24 protein-coding genes are annotated in these 25,758 nt (G+C 62.6%); 16 read left to right on the top strand and 8 right to left on the bottom strand.

Annotated elements, in window-relative coordinates; all coding sequences use genetic code 11:
- Positions 1 to 15: 15 nt before the first annotated feature.
- From AC3EML_RS05620 to AC3EML_RS05605, 4 genes are all read left to right on the top strand, one after another.
- Positions 16 to 1,104, top strand: coding sequence for an ABC transporter substrate-binding protein (locus tag AC3EML_RS05620; protein ID WP_488505166.1), 1,089 nt, complete (start codon positions 16 to 18; stop codon positions 1,102 to 1,104).
- A 184-nt stretch (positions 1,105 to 1,288) separates the two neighbouring features.
- Positions 1,289 to 2,326, top strand: a complete 1,038-nt coding sequence (locus tag AC3EML_RS05615) for an ABC transporter ATP-binding protein (protein ID WP_023671274.1) — start codon at positions 1,289 to 1,291, stop codon at positions 2,324 to 2,326.
- Positions 2,323 to 3,177 carry an ABC transporter permease gene (locus tag AC3EML_RS05610; protein ID WP_352520597.1) on the top strand — a complete coding sequence of 285 codons (855 nt, stop codon included), beginning with the start codon at positions 2,323 to 2,325 and terminating at the stop codon, positions 3,175 to 3,177. The genes AC3EML_RS05615 and AC3EML_RS05610 overlap by 4 nt, the downstream gene beginning before the upstream one ends.
- Positions 3,174 to 3,977 carry an ABC transporter permease gene (locus tag AC3EML_RS05605; RefSeq protein WP_023671272.1) on the top strand — a complete coding sequence of 268 codons (804 nt, stop codon included), beginning with the start codon at positions 3,174 to 3,176 and terminating at the stop codon, positions 3,975 to 3,977. The genes AC3EML_RS05610 and AC3EML_RS05605 overlap by 4 nt, the downstream gene beginning before the upstream one ends.
- A 183-nt stretch (positions 3,978 to 4,160) precedes the next feature.
- On the opposite strand, the gene AC3EML_RS05600 is transcribed toward AC3EML_RS05605, so the two are convergent.
- Complete coding sequence (locus AC3EML_RS05600; protein WP_488505165.1) at positions 4,161 to 5,159, bottom strand: LacI family DNA-binding transcriptional regulator; 999 nt, start codon at positions 5,157 to 5,159, stop codon at positions 4,161 to 4,163.
- A gap of 195 nt (positions 5,160 to 5,354) precedes the next feature.
- Here AC3EML_RS05600 and AC3EML_RS05595 point away from each other — a divergent pair, with 195 nt between their 5' ends.
- The 5 genes from AC3EML_RS05595 to AC3EML_RS05575 are packed head-to-tail and all read left to right on the top strand — an operon-like array spanning position 5,355 to position 10,063.
- Complete coding sequence (locus AC3EML_RS05595; RefSeq protein ID WP_352557154.1) at positions 5,355 to 6,395, top strand: ABC transporter substrate-binding protein; 1,041 nt, start codon at positions 5,355 to 5,357, stop codon at positions 6,393 to 6,395.
- A gap of 27 nt (positions 6,396 to 6,422) precedes the next feature.
- On the top strand, positions 6,423 to 7,460 hold the full coding sequence (locus tag AC3EML_RS05590) for an ABC transporter ATP-binding protein (protein WP_023823947.1): 1,038 nt from the start codon (positions 6,423 to 6,425) through the stop codon (positions 7,458 to 7,460).
- Complete coding sequence (locus AC3EML_RS05585) at positions 7,457 to 8,344, top strand: ABC transporter permease (RefSeq protein WP_352520599.1); 888 nt, start codon at positions 7,457 to 7,459, stop codon at positions 8,342 to 8,344. Before AC3EML_RS05590 ends, AC3EML_RS05585 begins: the two co-directional genes overlap by 4 nt.
- Positions 8,337 to 9,128, top strand: coding sequence for an ABC transporter permease (locus AC3EML_RS05580; RefSeq protein ID WP_352520600.1), 792 nt, complete (start codon positions 8,337 to 8,339; stop codon positions 9,126 to 9,128). Before AC3EML_RS05585 ends, AC3EML_RS05580 begins: the two co-directional genes overlap by 8 nt.
- A 14-nt stretch (positions 9,129 to 9,142) precedes the next feature.
- A complete protein-coding gene (locus AC3EML_RS05575) occupies positions 9,143 to 10,063 on the top strand; it encodes a phosphorylase family protein (RefSeq protein ID WP_023700447.1) in 921 nt (306 codons plus the stop codon).
- A 174-nt stretch (positions 10,064 to 10,237) separates the two neighbouring features.
- On the opposite strand, the gene AC3EML_RS05570 is transcribed toward AC3EML_RS05575, so the two are convergent.
- The 6 genes from AC3EML_RS05570 to AC3EML_RS05545 all read right to left on the bottom strand — a co-directional run bounded on the left by AC3EML_RS05570 (position 10,238) and on the right by AC3EML_RS05545 (position 16,637).
- Positions 10,238 to 11,641 carry an MATE family efflux transporter gene (locus AC3EML_RS05570; RefSeq protein ID WP_352520601.1) on the bottom strand — a complete coding sequence of 468 codons (1,404 nt, stop codon included), beginning with the start codon at positions 11,639 to 11,641 and terminating at the stop codon, positions 10,238 to 10,240.
- Positions 11,642 to 11,828: 187 nt separating this feature from the next.
- The gene (locus AC3EML_RS05565; protein WP_352520602.1) at positions 11,829 to 12,590 is read right to left on the bottom strand and encodes an SDR family NAD(P)-dependent oxidoreductase; all 762 of its coding nucleotides are present in this window, start codon (positions 12,588 to 12,590) and stop codon (positions 11,829 to 11,831) included.
- Between the two features lie 28 nt (positions 12,591 to 12,618).
- Positions 12,619 to 13,431, bottom strand: a complete 813-nt coding sequence (locus AC3EML_RS05560; protein ID WP_352520603.1) for an ABC transporter permease — start codon at positions 13,429 to 13,431, stop codon at positions 12,619 to 12,621.
- On the bottom strand, positions 13,431 to 14,294 hold the full coding sequence (locus tag AC3EML_RS05555; protein ID WP_352520604.1) for an ABC transporter permease: 864 nt from the start codon (positions 14,292 to 14,294) through the stop codon (positions 13,431 to 13,433). Before AC3EML_RS05555 ends, AC3EML_RS05560 begins: the two co-directional genes overlap by 1 nt.
- 62 nt (positions 14,295 to 14,356) lie before the next feature.
- Positions 14,357 to 15,520: an ABC transporter substrate-binding protein gene (locus tag AC3EML_RS05550; protein ID WP_352520605.1), complete on the bottom strand. Its 1,164-nt coding sequence runs from the start codon at positions 15,518 to 15,520 to the stop codon at positions 14,357 to 14,359.
- On the bottom strand, positions 15,501 to 16,637 hold the full coding sequence (locus AC3EML_RS05545; protein ID WP_352520606.1) for an ABC transporter ATP-binding protein: 1,137 nt from the start codon (positions 16,635 to 16,637) through the stop codon (positions 15,501 to 15,503). Before AC3EML_RS05545 ends, AC3EML_RS05550 begins: the two co-directional genes overlap by 20 nt.
- Before the next feature lie 113 nt (positions 16,638 to 16,750).
- Between AC3EML_RS05545 and AC3EML_RS05540 the strand changes: the two genes are divergently transcribed.
- From AC3EML_RS05540 to AC3EML_RS05510, 7 genes are all read left to right on the top strand, one after another.
- On the top strand, positions 16,751 to 17,560 hold the full coding sequence (locus AC3EML_RS05540) for a helix-turn-helix transcriptional regulator (protein WP_023745861.1): 810 nt from the start codon (positions 16,751 to 16,753) through the stop codon (positions 17,558 to 17,560).
- A gap of 94 nt (positions 17,561 to 17,654) precedes the next feature.
- Positions 17,655 to 18,572 carry an AraC family transcriptional regulator gene (locus AC3EML_RS05535; RefSeq protein ID WP_352520607.1) on the top strand — a complete coding sequence of 306 codons (918 nt, stop codon included), beginning with the start codon at positions 17,655 to 17,657 and terminating at the stop codon, positions 18,570 to 18,572.
- Between the two features lie 229 nt (positions 18,573 to 18,801).
- Positions 18,802 to 20,073, top strand: a complete 1,272-nt coding sequence (locus tag AC3EML_RS05530; RefSeq protein WP_352520608.1) for an ABC transporter substrate-binding protein — start codon at positions 18,802 to 18,804, stop codon at positions 20,071 to 20,073.
- Between the two features lie 97 nt (positions 20,074 to 20,170).
- A complete protein-coding gene (locus tag AC3EML_RS05525) occupies positions 20,171 to 21,037 on the top strand; it encodes a carbohydrate ABC transporter permease (RefSeq protein WP_488482030.1) in 867 nt (288 codons plus the stop codon).
- Positions 21,038 to 21,048: 11 nt separating this feature from the next.
- A complete protein-coding gene (locus AC3EML_RS05520) occupies positions 21,049 to 21,861 on the top strand; it encodes a carbohydrate ABC transporter permease (protein WP_023671259.1) in 813 nt (270 codons plus the stop codon).
- Between the two features lie 15 nt (positions 21,862 to 21,876).
- Positions 21,877 to 22,923, top strand: coding sequence for an NAD(P)-dependent alcohol dehydrogenase (locus AC3EML_RS05515; RefSeq protein ID WP_023711364.1), 1,047 nt, complete (start codon positions 21,877 to 21,879; stop codon positions 22,921 to 22,923).
- Between the two features lie 2 nt (positions 22,924 to 22,925).
- A complete protein-coding gene (locus AC3EML_RS05510) occupies positions 22,926 to 24,020 on the top strand; it encodes an ABC transporter ATP-binding protein (RefSeq protein ID WP_023700457.1) in 1,095 nt (364 codons plus the stop codon).
- Between the two features lie 54 nt (positions 24,021 to 24,074).
- On the opposite strand, the gene AC3EML_RS05505 is transcribed toward AC3EML_RS05510, so the two are convergent.
- Positions 24,075 to 25,661, bottom strand: a complete 1,587-nt coding sequence (locus AC3EML_RS05505) for an FGGY-family carbohydrate kinase (protein ID WP_352520609.1) — start codon at positions 25,659 to 25,661, stop codon at positions 24,075 to 24,077.
- Between the last annotated feature and the right edge of the window lie 97 nt (positions 25,662 to 25,758).

Below are 25,758 nucleotides of genomic sequence, written 5' to 3'. Positions count from 1 at the left end.
CTGAGGAGAAACCAGATGAACAGACTGATGGGAAAATCCCTGACACGGCGCGGCGTGCTTGGTGCGGGCCTCGCTACAGCCGGCGTGCTCGCTATGCCGTCGATCCTGCGCGCGCAGGACAAGTCGCTGAAGGTCGGCGTCTATGGCGGCTATTTCAAGAAATCCTTCGACGAGCACGTCTTCCCCGACTTTACCAAGGCGACCGGCATTGCGGTCGAGTCGGTCGCCGAGCCGACCGGCGAAGCCTGGCTGGTGCAGCTCGAACAGGCGTCCAAGGCCGGCCAGGCCCCGGCGGACCTTTCGATGATGTCGCAGACCTCGACGCTGAAGGGCCAGTCGACCGAATTGTGGACGCCGCTCGATACGTCGAAGTTCAAGCACTACAACGATTTGTTGCCGCGCTTCGTCAACAAATATCCGGATGGTCGCGTTGCCGGCATCGGCGCCGTCGCCTGGTGGATCACGCTGGTCTCCAACACCGATGTCTACAAGGATGCGCCGACCTCATGGGAGACGCTGTGGGACAAGGCCAATGAGGACAAGCTCGGCCTGCTGGCGCTTGCCTCGAACTCGTTCCTGCTCGAAGTGACGGCCAAGACCTTCATGGGCGGCACCAATGCGCTCGACACCGAGGACGGACTGAACAAGGCGTTCGAAAAGCTCGCCGAGCTCAAGCCGAATGTCCGGCTGTGGTATCGCGACGAGGCGCAGTTCGAGCAGGCGCTGAAGTCGGGCGAGATCCCGATGGGCCAGTATTATCACGACGTTACCGGCCTCGCGGTCGCCGACGGCTTCCATGTCCGCTCGACCTTCCCGAAAGAGGGCGGCATCCAGGACTCCGGCAATTGGGTGCTGTCGCGCGCCTCGACCAAGGTCGACGAGGCACATGCCTTCATCGACTATATGAGCCAGCCGTCGATGCAGGGCCTGATGTCGCGCAAGGTCGGCACCACGCCGACGCTGAAGAAAGAGGTGCTCGATCTCAAGCCGGAAGAGTTCGCCGCGGTGTCGTCGGATATCGATCCGATCATCCCGCGCTACGACCTCTATACGTCGAAGGCCGACTGGATCAACCAGAAGTGGACCGAGCTCATCGTCGGCTGAGCCGTTCGTTCCGCTTGAAAACTGATCGGCCGCCGGATTTCCTCCGGCGGCCCGTTAGAGCAGTTCACCGTTTCATGGAAACGGCGACCTACTCCAACTTTCTTGTTTGTAAGCAATTCCGGACGGAAAACCGTTACACACTTTTCCTGGAATTGCTCCAGCGCACAGCCTGAGAGGGATGAGCATGTCCGGACTAGACATCAACGCCGTCACCAAAAAATTCGGCAACTTCGCCGCCGTCGACAATGTCCAGCTCAACGTGCCGCATGGCACGTTCGTGTGCCTGCTCGGCCCGTCGGGCTGCGGCAAGACCACGCTGCTGCGCATGATTGCCGGACTGGAGGAGCCGACCAGCGGCGCCATCGTGCTCGACGGCGAGGACATCACGCCTTTGCCGACGCACAAGCGCAATCTCGGCATGGTGTTCCAGTCGCTGGCGCTGTTTCCGCATCTCTCCGTCGGCGACAACATCGCCTATGCGCTGCGCATTCGCGGCGCCTCGAAGGAGGAGCAGAAGAAACGCGTCGACGAGTTGCTGGGCCTCATCCATCTGACCGGCTTTGCCGACCGTCCGGTGGCCAAACTATCGGGCGGTCAGCGCCAGCGCGTGGCAATTGCGCGGGCCTTGGCGCTGTCGCCGAAACTGTTCCTGCTCGACGAGCCGCTGTCGGCGCTCGACGCCAAACTGCGCGAGGCCATGCAGGTAGAACTGCGCCAGTTGCAGCAGCGGTTGGGCATCACCACCATCGTCGTCACCCACGACCAGCGCGAAGCCATGACCATGGCCGACCTCGTCGTCGTCATGGGCCACGGCAGGATCCTGCAGGCGGCGCCGCCAATCGAGATCTACCGCAAGCCGGCCGACGCCTTCGTCGCGGACTTCATCGGCATCACCAATCTGCTGCCGGCCGAGATCGACAGCACCGGGCGCACCACCATTCTGGGCACAGCCATTCCAGGTCTTGCCATGCCGGCGGGTCAGACCAAAGCTTCTGTATCGGTCCGCCCCGAGGATGTGCATCTCGGCAGCCCCGGCGGCTCGGCCATCACCGGCGAGGTGAGTTTCGTGCGCGATCTCGGCGGCACCATCGAGACCTTCGTCGACGTCGGCGGCACCAGCATCATTGCGGTGACGACGCCGCGCGAGCGGCATGACGTGCCGGTCGGCGCCAAGGTCGGCGTAACATTGCCGCCGGCAAGCTGCGTGGTGCTCGGCGCATGAGACGCGAAGCCCCGAAGTCGATAGCCGACTACACGCCGCTGTTCTTTCCGGCGCTGATGCTGGTCGTCTTCTTCGTCGTGCCGTTCTCGACGATGATCGCGGTCAGCTTCTTCAAACGCAACCCGTCCGGTTTCTACACGCCGGACTTCGTGTTCGACAATTACGCCCGCTTCCTGTCGGTGTTCTTCGGCGGCGTGCTCGGCTTTTCGCTGATGCTGGCGGTGCTGGTCGCCGTCTGCTGCGTCGCCATCGCCTTCCCCTTCACCTACCTTTTGACCCGTCGGCAGCGCCGCGTGCAGACGCTGTGGCTGGTCGGCCTCCTGTCGGTGCTGTCGCTGTCGGAAGTCATTATCGGCTTTGCCTGGTCGACGCTGTTTTCGCGCACCGCCGGCATCACCAATTTGTTCGTGGCGATCGGGCTGATGGACAAGCCGGTGGCGCTGCTGCCGACCTTTGGCGCGGTGCTGACCGCCATGGTCTACCAGGCGCTGCCCTATACGATCCTGGTGCTGTACCCCGCCCTCGTGCGCCTCGACCCGACATTACTCGAGGCAGCGCGCACGCTCGGCGCCTCGCCGATCCGCGCCTTCTTCAACGTCGTCGCGCCGGCGCTCAGAAACACCATCGTGGCGACGCTGATCATGGTTTTCGTATTCGCCCTCGGCTCCTATCTTTTGCCGCAGATTCTGGGACGGCCGCAGCACTGGACGCTGTCGGTGCTGATCACCGACCAGGCGATCTACCAGTCCAACATGCCGTTCGCGGCCGCAATGGCGGTGTTCCTGGTGCTGATCTCGCTGGCGCTGGTCGGACTGACGCTGCTCGTCGGACGAAGGGAGAACGCCCTATGACCGCGACCTTGCTGCGCCGTGTCTATTTCACCATCGTCGCGCTGTTCCTGGCGGCGCCGCTGATCGTCGTCGCCGGCGTGTCGGTGAATTCGCGGCAGGAGCTCAGCTTCCCGCCGGTCGGCTTCTCGCTCGCCTGGTACGCCCAGATCTTCACCGATCCGGAATGGCGTCTGGCGCTGATCCATTCGGTGACGCTGGCCGTCTGTTCGGCCGCGATTGCCGTGGCGGTGGCGCTGCCGCTGGCCTGGTTCCTGTGGCGGCGCATCGCGCCATGGGCGAACATTTTCCAGGTGCTGGGGCTTGCCCCCTTCATCCTACCGCCGGTCATCACCGCGCTCGGCTTCCTCTCCTTCTGGGCGACGGTCGGGCTGTTCGGCCAGTTCTTCACCGCCATAATCAGCCACGCCATCTTCTTCGTGACGCTGCCGCTGGTGACCCTGTCGCTCGGCTTTGCCTCGATCGACCGCTCATTGGTCGAGGCTGCGGCGACCATGGGCGCCGATGATCGCACGGTGCTGAAGACCGTGGTGCTGCCGCTGATCCTGCCCTACCTCGTCTCGGGTTACGCCTTCGCCTTCGTCTTGTCGCTCAACGAATACATCGTCGCCTACATGACGATCGGCTTCACCACCGAGACGCTGCCGATCAAGATCTTCAACGCGCTGCGCTACGGCTACACGCCGACCATGGCTTCGGTGTCGGTGTTCTTCGTCGCGGTGGCGGCACTGGTGTTCGGCTCGATCGCCAGGTTCGGCGATATACGCAGGCTGCTCGGCGCGATGTCGTCGGACGGGAGCTGAGTGCAATCATTCTAAGTAACAGCACCAGTACAGCACCCCTCGATCGCTGCTCAGACCACCAATGCCATGAAGGTGCTGAGTGCACCCTATGCACTCGCGCAGGCGGCAGCTTCGCGCCTCATCTCGGACTCAGGGGTGAACCTAAGTGCTCCTCGAAAGCGGACAACTGACTTCTTCGCCCGACTATTCGCCAGGGTCGAACTCACCTTTGAACAAGACTGTCTCCACCGGCCCGAGGGGATTGACGATCCGGCTCTCCAGGACTTCGACAAGTTTGCGTCCGACACCCGCTATGTCCACGAAATGAACGCCGATCTTCGCAGGCAAGAAACGTGACAGCCGCGTGCTGTCCCGAGTGACAATGTGGATGTCACTCCCTGGCGCGAGACCTCTTCTGCCAAGAGCGTGTAGTGCCCCCAAAAGGCCCAGTTCGTTGGCGCAAGCCAAGCCCGTCGGCGGATCTGACCAGGCCAGCATGCGATCGAACCAGGCTGCGCTCAATTCCATGGTGAACATTCCATGACCGATCAGCGACTGGTCGATCGGAATACCAGCCTCGGCCATTGCCCTTCCATACCCGGAAAGACGCATGGCACTCGCCTGGTCGCCCGGAACGAGAAGTTGCAGCGCAATGCGTCGGCAGCCCTTGTCCACGAGCCGCCGGGTCGCCTCGTAGGCAATCTGTTCATTGTCGATGTCGACATAAGGATATGCTGTATCCAGGTCAGTTCTTCCAAACGCGACGAATGGCATGCCTCTATCCAGCAATAGCTTAACGCGTGGATCACCCGAGACCATGCGCGTGATAATCAGTCCGTCTGTGCTGCCCGCCTGAAGCTGTCGCTGCACACTCTCGATGGGGTCATCATCGGGCGTGGTGGAGTAGATGGATAGACTATAACCCGCTTGCCGCGCCGCCAGCGTCATGCCTTCGATTAACGGAAGCTTCAACAGATCGGACAGATGATCTTGTGTTTCCATCGGGTAGATTGCTGTCATCGTCAGCGTGCGGCCAGTTTTGAGCGCGAAGCCATGATGATTTGGCACATAGCCGACCCGCTGCGCCACTTCCTTGACGCGAGCGATGGTGGCGGGATGAACCTCCGGCCCATCCTTCAGCGCGCGGGATACCGTGGTCACCGAAAGGGAAAGTTCCGCCGCGATCTGTTTCAGGTTGGTCATGTCGCCCGACCTCATTTGCGAAAGCGCCGGCTGATTTGCTGACTTCCACTACGTGACCGAATTCCACCTCACGGTCAATCCAAGCTCTCGCTAAAGCAGCTTGACTCTCCTGCAATTGGATGCAATCGTAACGTTACGATTGGCAAGAATTGGCCATTTTTAGCGCGTCTCAACAAATTCTAGGGAGGAGAACCTATGTCTTGGTTACGCATTTCCTTGACGGCATTCGCATTCTCGGCCGCCGTGCCGGTCTATGCCCAATCAGTCACCATCACGACCGCGGGCGGCGATTATGGCAACGCCATGAAGGAAGCCATGTGGGCCCCCGCTGCAAAAGAGCTTGGCTATGATGTCGGCGAGGAGACCCTCAGCGACGGCTTGGCCGCCCTGAAGATGCAGGTTACCTCGGGCGCGGTCACAACCGACGTCATTCACCTGGGCTCACCGGAGGGCGCGCAGGCCGCCGCACAGTCGCTGCTGGAGCCGCTCGACTACACGATCATCGACCCAAAGGCCGTGCCGGACGGCGCAAAGTCCGACTACTGCTATCCATTCGACTCCTATGGCACCGTCTTGTCGTGGAACACCAAGACCTATGGCGAAAACCCGCCGAAGACATGGGCGGAGTTCTGGGACGTTGCCAAATTCCCCGGCCGTCGTGCGCTGCGTGCCAATGCCCAGGACTCGATCGAGATCGCGCTGCTCTCCGATGGCGTAGCACCGGCGGACGTCTATCCCGTTCTCAGCACGCCAGAGGGTCTGGATCGCGCTATTAAGCGGCTCGAAGCACTCAAGCCGAATGTCGCCGTTTGGTGGACCTCGGGAGCGCAGTCGGCGCAGTTGCTGAAAGATGGTGAGGCGGATTTGGTCGTTACCTGGAACGGGCGGGCCCAAACCGTAAAAGCAGATGGCGGCGCGGCCGACTACACGTTCAAGGGTTCCGTCATTGGCACCGACTGTCTTGCGGTGCCGAAAGGGGCGCCGAACAAGGAAGCAGCTATGAAGCTCATCGCAGCGATGACACAGCCCGCGCGCGTGGCGAAGCTGACCGACTTCATAGCCTATGGCCCAGTCAATCCTGCTGGCTATGAGGGTGGCCTTATCCCCGAGGACCGTCTCAAGACGCTGGCGACCGCGCCTGAAAATGCCGGCACTTCGGTGTTTTCGAATTCAGAATGGTGGGTCAGGAATGGCGAGGCTGCCCAAAAAGCCTTCGATGAGATGATGGCCCGCTGAGTCTCAGCTCTAAGGCTTGAGCACATGATGAAGTCGCTCCCGATCACCATCGACAGCGTGCGCAAGACCTATGGATCTTACGTCGCGCTGGACGATGTCTCGCTCGACATTCGGGCTGGCGAATTCCTCACGCTGCTGGGGCCATCGGGATCGGGCAAGACCACGCTGCTCATGGCTCTGGCCGGCTTTGTCCGGCCCGATCGAGGTAAACTCTTGTTGGGCGATCGCGACATTACCCGCCTGGCCCCGAACAGGCGCAACATCGGCATAGTCTTCCAGAACTACGCCCTGTTTCCCCACATGAACGTTCTGGCAAATGTTGAGTATCCGCTGGTGCTGCGCAAGGTACCGAAAGCCGAGGCCCGCCAGCGGGCGCTCGACACTTTGGACCGCGTGAAGCTCGAAGGTTTGGCGGAGCGCAACATTGCCGCATTGTCCGGCGGCCAGCGCCAGCGGGTTGCGTTGGCGCGGGCGATCGTCTTCGAGCCGCGCGTGATGCTGATGGACGAGCCGTTGTCGGCGCTCGACAAGAATTTGCGCGAAACCATGCAGTACGAGATCCGGCGTCTGCACGATGATCTGGGGATCACCACGATTTATGTGACGCATGACCAGCGCGAAGCACTGATCATGTCAGACCGGGTCGCGGTGATGAATTCCGGCCGTATTCAGCAGATCGACACGCCACAGCGGATTTATGATCATCCATCGACCCGCTTTGTCGCGGGGTTCATGGGTGAGGCCAACATTGTGGCCCCGGGCGCGGTGCGCAGAATAGACGGCGCCGATGCATCAAGCGAGGCTCTGATGATCCGCGCCGAAAGCTTCCATCTTGATGCGAAGCTCGTCGGGCGAGACGGGGTGGCGCTCGAGGGAACGCTGCGCGCCAAGGCGTTTCGCGGCGAGAACTGGCTTTTGACGCTGGCGCTTGACGGCGGGCAAGAGATTCTTGTCTGCGTTCCGGCGGCGATGGCCAGCGGCTGCGGCGAGCTTGCGACCGGTCAGCGAGTGACCGCATATGCACCGGCAGCGAAAGTTCACGCGATACCGGGAGCAGGAGCGTGACCGTCATCGCCGATCCTGCGCTGGCGGCAGACGCACGACGCGAGCGGCGGTTCTTCCTGTCGCTTTCAGTGCCCGCGCTTTTGATCGTTGGGCTGGCGGCGATCCTGCCCATCGTCTGGATTATCCGGCAATCCTTCCTCACCACAGCGGGTGAATACACCGTCGGCAACTACGAGAAAGTGCTTTCGAGCGGACTGACATGGTCGGCACTCGTCACCACCCTTGAACTGTCCGTGGGCACGCTGGCGATCTGCATTCTACTCGGTACCCCCTTGGCGCTCGCCCTGGCCAGCACCAGACCAAGGATGGCCAATTTGCTGATGGCCTTCGTCATGCTGCCATTGTGGACCTCCATTCTGGTGCGCACCTATGGCTGGCTCGTTCTGTTGCGACGCGATGGCCTGATCAACGCGGCTTTGACCGGTTCAGGCCTGACAGCTGAGCCATTGCCGCTGGTTTACAATTTCACGGGAACGCTGATCGGCATGGTTCACTACATGCTGCCGCTTTTTCTGCTGCCCGTTTATGCGGCGATGCGCGATATCGATGCAAACCTCGTCCGCGCGTCGGCGAGCATGGGCGCCACTCTCGGGCAAACGATCCGCACGGTCATTCTGCCGCTTTCGGCCGGCGGCATCTTCTCGGGTTCGATCATCGTCTTCATTTACACCATAGGGTTCTTCATCACGCCCGCGGTGCTTGGCGGCGGCAAGGTAAACCCTCTTTCCACCCGGATCGAGCGCACGCTATCGACCTTCCAGGATTGGGGCTCGGCGAGCGTCCTGGGCATCCTGCTCCTCGTACTAATGGCGTTGGTGGGGGTGATGTTCCTGGCTGCGCGGCGGCTGATTGCCGGACGCAGCATCGGCACAGCCCATGCTTGAAGCCTATCCAGATAGCAGGCTGGCCCGCATCCTCCTGTGGAGCTTTTGCGCGCTCGTTATGGCGTTCCTGATGCTGCCGACGCTCGTCGTCGTGCCGCTCTCTTTTTCGGCGTCCAATCTTTTGGAGTTCCCGCCGCGCGCATACTCGTTGCGCTGGTACGAGGCTTTCTTCGGTTCGGCGGCATGGATGGCCGCACTCAGGACGAGCCTGATCCTTGGCACATTGACGGCGATGATCGCAGTGCCCCTGGGGCTGCTGGCCTGCATTTCGATAAATCGGCTCGGCGGAAAGGCCTCCATTGCCATTCAGGGTATTCTGCTAACCCCTTCTATCGTGCCGGGAATCCTGCTCGCTATTGGTCTCTTCTTTGTTCTGGCGGCCCAACGTCTGGTCGGAACGCTGTTCGGTGTCCTGGTCGGACATGTGGTGCTGGCCGTTCCGGTCGCCTGCATTGTGTTGTTGCCCGCCTTGGCCCGCTTTGACTGGAACCAGGTTCAGGCGGCGCGCAGCCTGGGCGCAAACTGGGCAAGAGCCATTGGCGGAATAATTGTCCCCCAACTTCGGATAAGTCTGTTGTCGGCCACGCTGATGGCCTTCCTGACCTCGCTCGATGAATCCGTCATTTCGATCTTCGTCGCGAGTGGTCAAAACAGCACGCTGCCGAAGCTCATGTTCCTGTCGCTGCGCGATCAGATCGACCCGACCATTGCGGCGATTTCGACCTTGTGGACCGTCATCGTCGTGGTCGTTGTCCTCGTCGTGACCCTTCGCCAAAAATCCTGACCGAGATTGGAAACATGCCCAACAATCATCATGCAGCCGACGATCTGGCGGATCATTCAACGGACATACCCCAGGTGGGGTTGGCGATCATCACCGGCTCGGCGAATTGGGGTCTCGCCTTTCCAGAAGATGTCGAAGTCGATGGCGTCCGCACCTTGCAACGAGACATGAGTTTCGAAACCCCTTTCGGTCCCAGCGACAATTGGAAACTGCTCGAATTCGATGCATCTATTACCGTCGAGGGCAAAACGAAACGTGCCCTGTGCATGTATTCGCACGGCAATCCCCGAGACCATATCGACCATTCCTGTCATCGCCGCGCGTTCTGGGTCTTGATGAAAGCGGGTGTAAGGCAAGTGCTGGCCTGCTCGACTGTTGGCGCCGTCAACAAGGCGATCCAGCCCGGCGACATAGTCGTAAACGCCGATATCATCGAACTGTCGCAGACCCCGTTTTCACTTCTGCCTGGCCGCCAGAGCTTCGACTGCTCGGGCAAGCAGATCGTATGTCCAAGATGTGCGGCGTTGTTGGCCGAGACCGCCCGGCGCCATTGGCCAGCCGAATGCCGCGTCCATGGCATAGAGCAGCAGCTGGTGGCTGCCCACTGCTACGGGCCGCGACTGACAACTCCCGCCGAAGCTCTGGCGTATCGAAACATGGGAGCGGACGTGCTCAACCACTCGATCGCCCCTGAGGCCACCTTATCGCGCGAGATCGGCGCCTGTTTCGTGCCCCTGGCGTTCGTCACGGCCGGCTTCAACGACTATATGGACCGCGAGCGCCAGAAATTGCTGCAGGAGCACGTGCTGCCGAGCCTCTCTATGACAGCCTCGCGGGTTGCGCTGGAGACCGCGGCGCGACTTCCGGCCAATCCGGAATGCTCTTGCCACGGCTTGAAGTCGCCCCAACCGGCAGAGCGTTCTACCCGGTTCTGAAAAGCAGCGAGAGTCTGGGATCGTTCACTCGCAACGATGCTCGCGTCGAACTGAGAGTCCGCTTTTGAAGATCCCACGCCCGAAGCGTTCGGCCGCTTCCGGTCCAAAAGGCGACACCAGACATCTGCTCTGCAGTGACTGCTTCGGGCAACTGGCGGACCGCCTGGTGCGCCATCAATGCCCAAACACGAGCGGCGGCGCGATGCGGTCGCGGCGCAGCCAGCGGGCCAGGAGCAGCACCGCCACCACCGCCAGTCCTGACGCCAGGCCGATCCAAATGCCGACGCCGTGCAGGCCGAAATGGAAGGCGAGCAGGACGCCGAGCGGCAGGCCGATGCCCCAATAGCCGATGGCGGCATAGATCATCGGCAGCTTGGTGTCGTGCAGGCCGCGCAGCATGCCGGCGGCAACGGCCTGCGCGCCGTCGAAGATCTGAAACAGCGCGGCAAAGGCCAGGAACGACACGGCCAGCGCGATCACCCTGGCGTTCGCCGGATCGGTCATGTCGATGAAGGCGCTGATCAACAGATGCGGCCACAGCACCATCACCAGCGCCATCAGCGCCATGGACGAGACGCCGATGACGAAGGCGGTCCAGCCGGCGCGCGAAACGCCTGCCGGATTGCCGGCGCCGTGGGCCAGCCCGACGCGCACGGTGACGGCCTGGTTGAGACCGAGCGGCACCATGAAGGAGATCGAGGCGATCTGGATTGCGATAGCGTGCGCGGCGAGCGAATCCGCATCGATCAGGCCCATCAGCAGGGCTGCTGCATTGAAGATCGTCACCTCGAAGGCGAGGATGCCGGCGATCGGCATGCCGAGCCGCAGCAGACCCTTGAAACGCGGCCAGTCGGAGCGCCAGAAGCGACCAAACAGGCGGTAGCGGCGGAACTTCTTCTCCAGCATCACCACGGCTCCCAGGCCGCAGAACATCAGCGTGCTCGACAGGGTGGTCGCCAGCCCCGAACCGGCAATGCCCATCGAGGTGACGCCGAGATTGCCAAACATGAACACCCAGTTGAAGAAGGCGTTGCAGGCGACGGCGACGAAGACGATGATCAGCGCCCAGCCCGGCCGCTCCAGCGCCGAGATGAAGGAACGCAGCACGATATAGCCGTAGAAGGGCAGCACCGCCCATTCCAGCCAGCGCAGATAGATGCCGGCCTGATGTGCCAATGCCGGCTCCTGGCCCATGGCCAGCAGAATGGCCTCGCCATGCCACAGCACCATCCAGATCGGGATCGAGATCAGGATCGCCAGCCACAGTCCCTGGCGCACGGTGCGACGCAAATCGCGCACCGAATAGCGGCGGCGGCCAAGCTCGGTGGCGATCATCGGCGAAGTCGCCAGCATCAGGCCGAGGCCGAAGATCAGCGGCATGAAATAGAGGTTGGCGCCGAGCGCGCCGCTGGCCAGCGTGTCCGCGCCCAGACGCCCCATCATCATGACGTCGGTGGCGGTCATCGCGGTCTGGCCGAGATTGGTCAGCACCATCGGCCAGGCCAGCGCCAGCGTCGCCCTGATTTCCTGACGCCAAAGATTTTCCGGCGCACGAGCGCCGGCTTCGATCGCAGACATTGTCCTGCTCTTTCCGATTGCGGCGCGTCGGCAACGAGGCCGGAAGCCGCACTTCCAAACGGCAAAACCTTCGGTTTCGCAGCGTTTGCGTCGTTCTATTGGACGAAATGCGACATGAAGGCAAGGGAGGACGGGCAGCCGGCGATTGAGCCAGAGGCGGGAACCCTCCTATCCGGCTGCCCTTGCATCAACCGATGCTTTCGCCGCCGTCGATCACCAGTGCCTGGCCGGTCATGAAGGATGAGCGGTCGGAGACGAGGAACAGGATCGCTTCGGCGATCTCTTCGGCGCTCGCCCAGCGGCCCATCGGAATCTTGGTGCGGACATAGGTCTCGATCGCCTCGCGTCCGCCCATCTGGGCGATGAACGGCTCGTTGAAGGGCGTGTCGACCCAACCGGGGCAGAGCGCGTTGACGCGCACATTGTGCCGGGCATAGTCGAGCGACATCTGCCTGGTCATCGCCACAACCGCATGTTTGGAGGTGGCATAGGCGATCATTTCGCGATCGTAGAACACGCCGGAATTCGAGGCCGTGTTGAGGATGACGCCGCCGCCTTGCGCGACCATTGCCGGCATGACCAGCCGCGCGGCCAGAAACTGCGCCCGTACATTGATGCGCCATGACGCATCCATACCATCGACCTCGACCTCGGTCAGCGTGCCGCCGACCTGGATGCCGGCGTGATTGTGCAGAATGTCGATGCGGCCATACTTGCCGAGAGTGCCTGCGATGAGCTTCTCGACCGCGGCGTCGTCAGAGACGTCGGTGACAATCGCCCCGGCCTGCCCGCCCACTGCCCGGATGTCCGCCGCTGTCGTCTCGCCGCTGGTCTTATCCCGGTCGGCGATGACCACCACAGCGCCTTCCCTGGCCATGATCATGGCGCCGGCGCGGCCGATGCCGGAACCGGCGCCCGTCACCACGGCGATGCGGTCTCTAAGGATCATGAATTTGTCTTTCAGCTGGATGGCTTGTTCAGTTTGACGGCTGGCGCTGGCGCAGCTGCCATTGGGCAAGCACCACCAGAAGAACCGAGGCGACGAGCACGATGCTGGCGATGGCGTTGATTTCCGGCGTCACGCCGCGCCGGATCGAGGCGAAGACATAGATCGGCAGCGTCGTCTGCGCGCCGGCGACGAAGAAGGCGACGATGAAATCGTCGAAGGAGAAGGTGAAGGCGAGCAGGAAACCGGCGACCACAGCCGGCATGATCTGCGGCAGCACGATCGAGCGGAACGTCGTCAGCGGCGTGGCGTAGAGATCGCTCGAGGCCTCAACCAGGTTGCGGTCGAGGCTGGCGAGACGCGTGCCGACGATTATCGTCACCAACGCCATCGAAAACAGGCCGTGCGCGGCGATGATCGATCCATAGCCGAGTGACAGGCGCGGCGGTTGATCGTCGGGCCAGATCGAGGCGAGGAACGGGTTGAGCACGCCAAACAGCTGGACCAGCGCAACGAGCGTCGAGATGCCGATGACGACGCCGGGAACGACGATCGCGGCACCCATCAGCGCGTCGAAGACGGCGCGGGTTCTGAGCCCGACCCGCGCCAGGCCGAGTGCGGCTGCCGTGCCGCACACCGCCGCCAGAAGCGCGCTGGTGGTGGCGATGAACAGGCTGTTCTTCAATGCCTCGACCAGGAACGGGTTCGACAGCGCCGTGCCGTACCACTGCACCGAAAAGCCGGTGAACTCGCTGGCATGGCGGCCGGCGTTGAAGGAAAACAGCACGACCAACGCAATCGGCAGATAGAGGAAGGCGAAGACGGCTGTGACGAAGGCGCGCATCAGATCAGATCCACCCTGCGGGCGCCCGACACCCGTGTCGAAATGCGGTTTGCCGCGATCAGCACCACCACCGAAACCGCCACCAGCGTGATGGCGATGGCCGATCCGAACGGCCAGTTGCGCGACTGCAGGAACAGGTCGACCAGCGCGTTGCCGATGAAGAACACCTTGCCGCCGCCAAGCAGGGTCGGGATCAGGTATTCGCCAAGCAACAGGATCATGACCAGTGAGAAGCCGGTCATGACGCCCGGCAGCGACAGCTTCAGGGTGACACCCAGAAACGTCGAGAGCGGCGTCGCGCCGAGATCGGCGGAGGCTTCCAGCAGCCTTCGGTCGAGCCGCTCGAGACTGACATAGATCGGCAGGATCATCAGCGGCAAATAGCCGTAGACGATGCCGAGCAGCACGGCGCCCGGCGTGTTGATCAGCCTGACATCCTCGATGCCGACAAAGGCCAGCAGTGCGGGAATGCCGCGTCCGCCCAGAATGTACATCCAGGCGTAGGTGCGCATCAAAAGGCTGGTCCAGAACGGAATGACGACGAGCGCAAGTAGGATCAGCCGCCAGCGCTCCGGCGCCTTCAGGGCAAGATAGTAGGCGACCGGGTAGGCGACGAGCAGACAGGCAAGCGCGCCCACCGGCGCCAGCATCATCGTGTTCCAGAACGCGGTCGCCCTTGCCGGGAGATTGGCGTATTGCGCCAGCGTGAAGGCGGCCTGATAGCCGCCCTCCGGCGCCCGCTCGCCGACGCTGAACACGGCAATGGCGACGAACGGCAACACCAAAAACACCACCAGCCACACTGTAGCCGGAGCGAGCAGCAGCGCTGTCAGGATGTTATACCGAAATCTGTTGCCGTGCATGGAAACCGCCCCGATGCCGGCGGACATAGGCCCGCCGGTTTTCCGTTTGCGTCAGTCCAGCCTCAAGCCGACTTGAAGCGCGCCATCAGTTCGGCGCGGCCGGGGTCGGTCAGCGTCGCCGCCGCACCAAACTCCAGCGGTGTCAACAGGTCGGCCGCCGGGTAAAGGATCGGATTGTCGAGCACTTCCTTGGGCAGCAGTTTGTTGACCCGCGCGTCGGTCGAGGGCGCGCCATTGGCGAGATGCTCCTTCACAGCAACCTCCGGGGTCATCAGATAATTGAGCAAGGCATAGCCGGCCGGCTTGTTCGGCGCGTCCTTCGGGATGGCGTAGAAATCGGTCCAGATTTCCCCGCCCTCCTTGCCCAAGACATAGGCGATCTCCGGGATATCGCGATGCAACTGCGCGCCGTCATTCGTCCAGCACATGGTCATCCAGGCGTCGCCCGCCCGCATTCCCGGCTGGTAGTCGGACGAGACCGCGAACAGATGCGGCTTGACCTTGAGCAGCAGCTCCTCGGCCTTGGCGAGCTCGTCCTGCTTCAGCGAGTTGAAGGAATAGCCGTAATATTTCAGCGCGTTGCCGATGGTGGTCAGCTGGTAGTCATGCACCATGGTGCGGCCATCGCCCTCAGCCATGGCGACGTCCCAGAATTCCTTCCAGCTCGTCATCGGCTTGGCCAGCTTCTTGGTGTTGACGGCAAAGCCCGTGGTGCCCCAGTTCTTCGGCACCGCGTAGGTCGTGCCGTCGATCGTGCCTTCCGAGGTGAAGCGCGGGTCTTCCTGCGTGCCGTCGAAATTCGGCAGCTTGGCCATATCGAGCGGATCGATGATGCCGAGCTTCTTGTAGGTCGAGATCGTGTAGTTGGTCGGCACGAACAGGCTCCAGCCCGAGGCGCCGGCCTGCAGCTTGGCCAGCATCTCCTCATTGGAGCCGAACACGTTGACCTCGACGGCGACGCCGGTGTCCTTCTTGAAATTCTCGAAGGTCTGCGGGTCGTGATAGTTCGGCCAGGTGGCGATCGACATGCGGTCGCCGAGGTTTTCGGCGGCGAAGGCCGGCGTCGGCATGATGCCGAGCTCGCGCGCCATCACCGCGGTTGCGATGCCCAGGCCGGTGAGGCCGAGGAAATCGCGGCGCCCGATCGAGCCGCGCTTCAGGCGCATCAGCTGGTCGACGAAGTTCTCAGGGCTAATCGGCAGTCCGTCACGATATGATTTCGACATTTTTTGCTACCCTCTGGTTGGTCCCGTTGTTCTTGGTCTCCGGAAACGCCAGCGGCGTCCCGGAGGCAAAGCCGATGGCGACGGGTTCACCCGGCTTGAAGAGATTGCCATGGCCGATCACATGGTCGGCCTTGGCCAGCAGCGTTCCGATGCCCTGCACCTCGATGGCGTATTCCGCCGTCGAGCCCAGGAAGATCCGGTTGCGCACGATGCCCTTGAAAGGGCTGCCTTTGGTGGCGCCGAGGCTTAGCGATTCAGGACGCAGGCTGACGGAAACGGTCTCGCCCTGCTGCAAGGCGGTTCGTTTGCGCGCGGCAATGACGGTTCCGTCCGCCAGCGCCACATTGACAAGATCGCCTGTATGCCCGGCAACCTTGCCGCTCAACAGATTGGTCTTGCCGACGAAGTCGGCGACGAACAGGTCGGCCGGCTCGTCATAGATCTCGCTTGGTTGCCCGAGCTGTACGATGCGGCCGCCGTTCATGACGCAGACGAAGTCGCTCATCGACAGCGCCTCCTCCTGGTCGTGGGTGACCAGCACGAAGGTGATGCCGATCTCGCGCTGCAGGTTCTGCAGCTCGATCTGCATGTCGGTGCGCAGCTTTTTGTCGAGCGCTGCGAGCGGCTCGTCGAGCAAAAGCACAGCCGGCTTGTTGACCAGTGCGCGCGCCAGCGCGACGCGCTGCTGCTGGCCGCCGGAGAGTTCGTGGATCTTGCGGCGGCCAAAGCCGGCGAGCCGCACCATTTCGAGCGCCTCGCCGGCGCGCCGGCCGATTTCCTGCGACGACAGGCGCGGCCGTGCCTGGCGCAACCCGTAGGACACATTGGCTTCGACATCGAGATGCGGAAACAGAGCGTATTGCTGGAACACCATGTTGACCGGCCGACGATAGGGCGGCGTTCCGGCCATGTCCCGGCCACGGATAAACACCTGGCCTTCGCTCGGCTGCTCGAAGCCGCCGATCATGCGCAGGCATGTGGTCTTGCCGCAGCCGGACGGTCCGAGAAGGGCGACAAAGGCGGAGGGCGGCACAGCCAGATCGATGCCGCTGACAGCGGTCACGGCGCCATAGCGCTTGGTGACGCCGCGAAACTCGATGTCGGGCACTGCGGTCAAAGTGCTGGCTCCAGCAACAGGGCTATTTCAGGACGCTACCAGAGCCAATGGCGGCTAGTATATACCTCGCTGGTGGTATATCTGATCTATTTTCTCGTTTAAGGGGGTATATTTTGAGCGCATCTCGCAGCGACGAATACAGCCGGCTCGCTGCCCTTGTCGCGGCAACGCGAGAGACCAGCGGCGACCTGTTCGGCCAGGCTATGGTCGATTGGTTGAGGCAGCATGTCAGCTTCGACCACTGCGTGATCTTCGGCTATCGCGGCGCTTCGCGGCCGCCGTTGCTGTTCGAAACCTTCTCGCCTGACGAGAGCCATGTCTTCGTCACGCTTTATCAGGAAGGGCCTTACCTGCTCGACCCGTTTCATCACGCGGCGGTGGAGCGCAAGGAGGGGTTCTGGCGCATGCGCGAACTGGCGCCCGACCGCTTCTATGCCAGCGAGTATTTTCGCACCTACTACAGTCAGACAAGGCTCGCCGAGGAGGTCGGCTTCTTCGTGCCATTGCCCGGCAAGGATGCGCTGGTGCTGTCGCTGATGCGATTGCAGGCCTCCGGCCCCTTCGGCACCGCCGATGCCAGGCTGCTGCGCGACATGGCGCCGGCGGTCATCAACTTCGCCCGGTTGCGCTGGCCCGCACTTGCGGCCGAGGAGCAGGACGAAGCGGAGCAGGGCGAGACGATCGCCGCCGTCAATGAGTTCGACCGCGCCCACATTTGGGAAAGCCTGTCGCTGACCCCGCGCGAAAAGCATGTCGTCGATCTGGTGCTGCAGGGGCATTCCACCGAGTCGATCGCGAGAGCCATGCGCATCGTGCCGGGAACGGTGAAGGTTCATCGCCGCAACATCCATCGCAAACTCGGCGTCAAATCCCAAGCCGGGCTGTTCGCCCGCTTCATTGAGATCATCGAGAGCCGGCGTTGAAATCGCTGAGGCAGACATCGTTCACTTGCGGGCGACAGACTGCTACGGATTACCCGAAACCAGTCGCTTCCTCATACGCCCCGGAGAGCAGACGATGGCATTCAGGCGCAGAAAGAACACGGCCGCGATCCCTCGCACGGTGCCCGCTTTCGAGCACATCGTCACCGAGGCGAGCGACAGTTTCCTGTGGCGGCTCGACGACTATCCCTGGGAGCGCAATGTCTGGAATTTTCATCCGGAATACGAGATCCATCTCCTGAGGAAGTCTTCCGGGGTCGCGCTGGTCGGCGATCACATCGGCGAATTCGGGCCGGGCTACCTGAGCATCGTCGGCGGCGGGCTGCCGCATGACTGGGTGACATCGGTGCAACCCGGCGAGCTGATCGAAGGACGCGACATCGTGCTGCAATTCGATCCGCAGCGGCTGCGCGGCTCGGCGGGACTGCTGCCGGAGCTGCGCGAACTAGAACCGTTCCTGGAGCGATCGCTGCGCGGCATCGTCTTCCATGGCCGCGCCGCGCTCGACGGCGCTGCGCTGATGGAAAGGATGGGCACCGTGCACGGGCTCGTCCGGTTTTGCCTCTTCCTCGAACTGGTCGATCTGCTGGCCAGGACAGACGAATACGAGCTTTTGTCCTCGCCGGATTTCTCACCCGCGCTCGACGCAACCTCGCTGGACATCATCCAGCGCACGCTGACCTATCTCTTCCAGCACTTCGCCGAGGACCTGAAGCTGCCGGAGGCGGCGGAGCTGGCGGGGATGAGCGAAAGCACGTTTTCGCGCTTCTTCCAGAAAAACACCGGCAACAGTTTCAGCGACCACATCGCCAAGCTCCGGCTCTGGCAAGCCTGCAAGCTGCTGGCGGACACCGATATTCCGATCACCGACATCTGCTTCCAGGTCGGCTACATGAACATCTCCAACTTCAACCGCGCCTTCCTGCGCAAGCACCGGATGACGCCGTCATCCTACCGCAAGCTGTCGAAGCAGCGGATGACGATGCGCGCCTGAAAACCGGCCTTCCTCACTCCATCGGTACTCATGTGACAGAGGCCGTGCAGGCGAGCCGGATTTTGCAGCGCACAATGCATAAAAGTACAGGTCTGCTGCAACGGGGCTTCTAGCGCGGCCTTTAGCAACTCCTCATTTTGGCGATGGGTGGCTTGTCGCTCGGGCGATGGCGAGGATCGCGCAACCGAAGACTTCCGCTTCCTGCGACTGTTCCTGGAGGAGTAAATCAATGAAACCAATTCGGCTCGCTGCGAGCATAAGCGCAGCTTTCATGCTTACCACGACCCTCTCGACCATGGCGCTGGCGGCGCCGGTCTGCTCGGCGCCGGTCAAGGTGCTGGCGCAACCGCGTGACGGGCTGACGCTGCTGGAAGCGTCCAAGGACGAGTTCCAGAAACTGGCCGGCGCCAGCTTCCAGATCGACTATCTCAACGAGAACGACCGCCGGGCAAAGTCGCGCGCCGATGCGTCCACGGTCGGCAACTACAACGTCTACTATGTCGACGAAGCCAATGTCGCGCTGTTCGCCTCGTCGAAATGGATCGTGCCGCTCACCGACTATTACCCGGCTGACTACGACTACGCCGATTTCGACCCGGGCCGGCAGAAGGTCGCCACCTATGACGGCAAGGTGTGGTTCGCGCCGCTGACCGGCGGCGGCGACCTGATGGTCTACCGCAAGGACATTCTGGAAGCCGCCGGCATCCAGCCGCCGAAGACGCTGGACGAGTTGATCGCCGACGTGCCGAAGCTGACCGATCCCGACAAGGGCATGTACGGCATCGCGCTGCGCGGCGCGCGTGGCTCGGGCGCCAATGTCTGGCGCTGGATGCCGTTCTTCAAGGCCTATGGCGGAAAATGGTTCGACGGTGACAAGCCGGCTTTCAACTACGAGGCCGCGGTCAAAGCGACCGAGACCTATCTTAAACTGTTCAAGGATTCAGCGCCCGGCACGCAGACCGGCAGCTGGGATGAATCGACCGGCGCCTTCCTGTCGGGCCAGGTTGCCATCTTGGTCGAATCGACGCCACTGTCGGGCATGGCGGTCGACCCGAAGACCTCGCAAGTGGTCGGCAAGATCGGCTTCCTGCCGCCGCCCTCGCCACTGACCGGCGGCGGCTACGGCCACGGCCTCGCCATCGCCGCCAAGGCCAATGCCGATGACGCCGCGAAGCAATGCGCCGGCCTGTTCATCGCCTGGGCGACGTCGAAAGAGAACGAGAAGCGCCGGCTCGACGCGCACCAATTCGGCGAGCTCAACCGCACCAGCGTGCTGTCCAGCAAGGAGTTCGCCGACATCTATGGCGCCGATCTCGGCCAGGCGCTTGCCGATACCGGCAAGGTGACGGCGGTGAACTTCTGGCAGGATCCGCGCTGGCCGGATCTCGGCGACCGCTGGGGCATCATCCTGGAAGAGCTGGTCACCGGCACGCGCACCGACGTCAAGGGCGGCCTCGACGAACTCGAGGCCTACGCCAACGAGCTGGTGAAGAAGAAGTAATCCTCCCGCCCGCGGCGCGCGGTCCACGGCATTCGACCGGATGCCGGGACCTGTGCGCCGCGGGTCTCTCCAAAAGGGCACAGCCCGAGGATAGGCAATGCGCCGACGCTCTTCCCTGCCCGTGACGTTTCTGGTTCCGACGCTCGCCATTCTTCTGGTGCTGTCGATGGTGCCGACGCTGTACGCCATCGTCATTGCGCTGCAGAACCGCGAGCTGAGCTCGTCGGACTATTCCTGGGTCTGGCTGTCGAACTTCATCGACCTGTTCGCCGACCGGCGTTTCCTCAACGCGGTCTGGGTTTCGGTGAAGTGGGAAATCGTCACCGTGGTGGCGACGATGATGGTGGCGATCGGGCTCGGCGTGCTGATGTTCGAAGTAGCGTCGCCGCGGCTGCGCAACATCTACTGCCTGCTGTTCATCATCCCGGTGCTGTTGCCGCGTGTCTCGGCGGCCTTCGTGTGGAAGTTTGCCTATCATCCGCTCTACGGCATCGCCACCTATCCCTACAGGCTGATCACCGGCGGGCTGATCTTCGACCCGCTGTCGAAGCCGTCGACGGCCCTGTTTGCCGTCGCCTCGGTCGATGTCTGGCAGTGGGGACTGTTCTTCGCGGTCATCGTGCTGAAGCTTCTGGAGACCTTGCCGCCGCAGCCGATCGAAGCGGCGCGGCTCGACCACGCCAAACGCTGGCAGATCCATGCCTATGTGACCTTGCCTATGCTGAAGGCGCCGCTGATCAGCCTGATGTTCGTCAAGATGATCGAATTGCTGCGCTCCTTCGACCTGATTTATGTGATGACGCGCGGCGGGCCGGGCGTGGCGACCGAGACGCTCGACATGTACGCCTTCTCGCAAGGCTTCATCGAATCCGGCAAGGTGTCCTATGCCTCGGCCATGGCGGTGCTGATGATGATCGCGACTGTCATCACCTTCACCATGCTGTGGAAGCGGGTGCAGGCATGAGGCCGTATCGCATGAGACCGGGCCGCCTTATCGGCAAGATCATCCTGGCCTTCGCCGGCTTCATGGCGGTGTTTCCGCTCGCCTGGACGGCGGTCAATTCGCTGAAGAACAATGTCGACATCATCACCCGCGTGCCGCGCCTGGTGTTTACCCCGACCTTCGACAATATCAGCTACATCATCGGCCGCGACAGCGTAATGACCGGTCTCTATAACTCGGTCATTTCCTGCGGCGTCGCCGTGCTGATCGGCGTCATGCTCGGCCTTCCGGCAGCCTATGCGGTGGCGCGCTATCCCAATCGCTTCGCTGGCGACATCCAGTTCTTCGTGTTGTCGCTGCGCTTCCTGCCCCCGGTGGCAGTCGCCATTCCGCTGATGGTGATCTGGCTGCAGATCGGGCTCTACGACACCTTGCCGGCGCTGATCGTCACCTATTCGCTGCTCACCATCTCGGTGATCATGTGGCTCGCCATTCCCGCCTTCCAGGCCGTGCCGAAGGAAATCGAGGAAGCCGCTTTCGTCGACGGCTACGGCGCTTACTCGGTGTTCTGGCGCATTGCGCTGCCGGTAGCGGCGCGCTCGCTGATCGGCGCCGTCGCCTTCAGCTTCGTGCTGGTGTGGAACGAATTCCTGATCGCGCTGATGCTGTCCAGTTCCAACGCCAAGACATTGCCGATCGTCGCTTCCGAACTTTCACAGCAAGGCATGAACGTGCCGTGGGGAATCCTCAACGCCTCGGTCGTGCTGTTGTCGCTACCGCCGCTGCTGTTCCTCGGCGTGCTCAGCGGCTTCCTGAATTCCGTTTTCCGGCAAAAAAAGACTTGATGCGAGGACTTACCTATGCGGGCACTGGTGCTTGAGAAAAAAGGCGAACTGTCGCTGCGCGAGATCGCGCTGCCGCTCGACGTCGGACCGGGCGATGTCAAGATCGCCATCCACACGGTCGGCGTCTGCGGCAGCGACGTGCACTATTACACCCATGGCGCCATCGGCAGCTATGTCGTGCGGGCCCCGATGGTGCTCGGCCACGAAGCCGCGGGAACGATCGTCGAGATCGGCGCCAATGTCGGCACGCTGAAGGTCGGCGACCGCGTCTGCATGGAGCCGGGCGTGCCGAACCTGTCGTCGCGCGCGACCAGGCTCGGCATCTACAATGTCGACCCTGACGTCTCCTTCTGGGCGACGCCGCCTGTGCATGGCGTGCTGGCGCCCTATGCCGTGCACCCGGCCGCCTTCACCTACAGACTGCCGGACAATGTCACCTTCGCCGAAGGCGCGATGGTCGAACCCTTTGCCATCGGCATGCAGGCGGCGCGCCGCGCCCGCATCGTGCCTGGCGACGTCGCCGTCGTCGTCGGCTGCGGCCCGATCGGCATCATGATCGCGCTGGCGGCGCTGGCCGGCGGCTGCTCGAAGGTGCTGATCTCCGATTTTTCCGCACCCAAGCTCAAGATTGCCGCGCAATATCCCGGCATCGTGCCGGTCAATATAGGTGAGCAATCGCTGGTCGACGCAGTCTCCGCCGCGACCGACAATTGGGGCGCGGATATCGTGTTCGAGGCGAGCGGCAGCCCGAAGGCATTCGCCGACCTGTTCGATGTCGTGCGGCCGGGCGGCGCGGTGGTGCTGGTCGGACTGCCGGTCGAACCGGTCAGCCTCAACGTTCCGGCGGCGATCTCCAAGGAAGTGCGCATCGAGACGGTGTTCCGTTACGCCAACATCTTCGACCGCGCGCTGCAGCTGATCGCCTCGGGGAAGGTCGACCTCAAGCCGCTGATCACCGGCACTTATGATTTCTCGGACAGCATCGAGGCCTTCGAGCGGGCGGCGCAAGGCAAGCCGCAAGACGTCAAGCTGCAAATCCTTCTTACAGGCGAGAAGGGCTGACCATGTCCGCGATCGTTTGCTCCCATGTCGACAAGGCTTACGGCGCCACCACCGTCATCCGCGACCTCAATCTCTCGATCGAGGAGCACGAATTCGTCGTATTCCTCGGCCCGTCCGGCTGCGGCAAGTCGACCTTGCTCAGGATGCTGGCCGGACTGGAGGATATCAGCGGCGGGGAAGTGTCGATCGGCGGCAAAGTGGTCAACGATCTCGAGCCCGGCGAGCGCGGCATTGCCATGGTTTTCCAGAACTATGCGCTCTACCCGCATATGACGATCTTCGACAACATCGCCTTTGGGCTCAAGCGACAGAAAGTGCCCCCGGCCGAGATCCGGAAGCGGGTCGAGGCGGTGGCAACGACGCTCGGCCTCGAACCTTACCTCGCCCGCAAGCCGACCGAACTTTCCGGCGGCCAGCAGCAGCGCGTGGCGATTGCGCGCGCCATGATCAAGACGCCGAAAGTGTTCCTGTTCGACGAGCCGCTGTCCAATCTAGACGCCAAACTTCGCAACCATATGCGGGTCGAAATCGCCCGCCTGCACCAGTCGCTGAAGACCACTACCGTCTATGTCACCCACGACCAGCTCGAAGCGATGACGCTGGCCGACCGGATAGTGCTGCTCAGGGATGGCGTCATCGAACAGATCGGCTCGCCGGCCGAGATCTATCGCCAGCCGGGCAATCTGTTCGTCGCCGGCTTCATCGGTACGCCGAACATGAATTTCATCGACGTGGCCGTCGGGCGGAAGGACGAACGCTGGACGCTGACAGGCGGCGGCTCGACCTTCTTCATAGAAGGCCTGGGCTTCGATCTGCGCGGCGTCCATCGCGCCGTGCTTGGAATCCGACCGCCGGACCTGAAGACCGCCGGTGCTCAGAGCATCAATCTTCTGCAAGGCACCGCCGACCTCATCGAGTTCCACGGCAATGACGCGCTGGTGACGTTCGCCTGCGGCGGCAAGGAGGTCGGCGCGTTGGTATCGGCCCGCGAATGCCCGGCGTTGCGCGCGCCTGTGCGCTACACATTCGAGGAGGAGAGCGTGCATCTGTTCGACGCGGCGACCGGCGCATCCTTGCGCCGGCGAGAGGAGGCCTAGATTTGGTACGCAATTCCGGACGGAAAACCGTTTCACGCTTTTCCTGGAATTGCTCTAGTTGATGGCGTCGAGCGCCTGCCGCTGGCGGTGCATTTCGAGGAAAATCCTGTAGTCGCGGTCGAAGCGGCCTGACGCGGCCGGGTTCGAGGTGCGCGCCCTGCCGCCTTGCTGCATGGCGACGCAAGCGGCATTCAGGTCCGGGAACAGACCGGCCGCGGTGGCGGCGACCATGCCGGTGCCGAGCAGAACGGCTTCGTCGGCCAGCGGCTCGATCACCGCGCAGCCGGTGGCGTCGGCATAGAGCTCCATCAGCAACGGGTTCTTGGTGTGGCCGCCGGTGACATGCAGCGTGTCGATGAGATAGCCGTTCTCGTTCAGCGCCTCCAGCACATGGCGCACGCCGAGCGCGATGCCGACGGCGGTGCGCCAATACAGCTTGCACAGACTGTCGAAGGAGGAATCCAGCGTCAGCCCGCTGACCACGCCGACGGCATGCGGGTCGGCAAGCGGCGAGCGGTTGCCGTGGAAATCCGGCAGCACATGCAACCTCGCCGCCAGCTTGTCGCCTTCGGTGCTGCGCAGTTCAGCGACGCGCCTGGCGATCTTGGCATGCATGGCCGCATCCGGCTCGCCGCCGGCGCCATGCCAGCGGATGATGTGGTCGAGCAAAGCCCCGGTCGCCGACTGGCCGCCTTCCGACAGCCAGAGCTTTGGCAGTGCGGCGCCATAGTATGGACCCCAGACGCCGGCGAAAGGCTGCGGATCGGGCGACATGGCCATGACGCAGGACGAGGTGCCGGCGATCAATGCCAGATGGCGGCCGATATTCTGCTCGTCGCCAGCAAAGCCGCCGAGCACGCCAAGCGCGCCGGCATAGGCATCGATGACGCCGGCGCCGACCCGACAGTTTTCGCTCAAGCCCAACTCCGCCGCCGCTTCAGGGGTGAGCGTGCCGATGTCTGCGCCGACAGCACTTGCCTTCTCCGGCAGGCTGCCGTGTTCGAACAGATCGCCAAGCCCGACCCTGTCGAAGAAGTCACGGCGCCAGCCGGTTTCCTCATGCGCCAGATAGGTCCATTTGGCGGTCAGCGTGCATTGCGAGCGCGCCAGCGACCCGGTCGCCTTCCAGGTCAGGAAATCGGTGAGGTCGAACAGGTAGCCGGCTTCATGCCAAGTTCCCGGCAGATTGCGCTTCAGCCACATCAGCTTCGGCGTCGCCATTTCCGGCGACATGACGCCACCGATATAGTCGAGTACGGCGTGGCCGCTATCGGTGCATTCATCTGCCTCGGCGATGGCGCGATGGTCGAGCCAGACGATGGTGTCCCAGCGCCGTTCGCCCGTCACCGAGACGCTGAGCTGGCCGGCATTCCTGTCCAGCACCACCAGCGAGCAGGTGGCGTCGAACGACATGCCGACAATATCGTCGGCTGACACACCGGCCTTTTCGCGCGCGGCACGCACCGCGATGCACACAGCCGACCAGATATCCTGCGAATTGTGCTCGGCGTGATCGGCCTGCGGCTGGTTCATGACGATCGGATGCTCGGCGCGGCCGAGCAAGGTGCCTGACGTGTCGAGAATGCCCGCGCGGGCGCTCCCGGTGCCGACATCGACCGCGCAAACGAAGCTTTTCGTCAAGATGCTTTTACTCTCGCTCCCTAGAGCCGGATGATTTCAGGTCTGTTCGACCTGAAATCTGAATCCGTCTCTAAATCAAAGAAGTAGAGCATGATGT

Source organism: Mesorhizobium sp. P170090, from assembly GCF_057786115.1.
The sequence above is the reverse complement of the archived record's forward strand: the minus strand, read 5'-3'. Positions and strand labels throughout refer to the sequence as shown.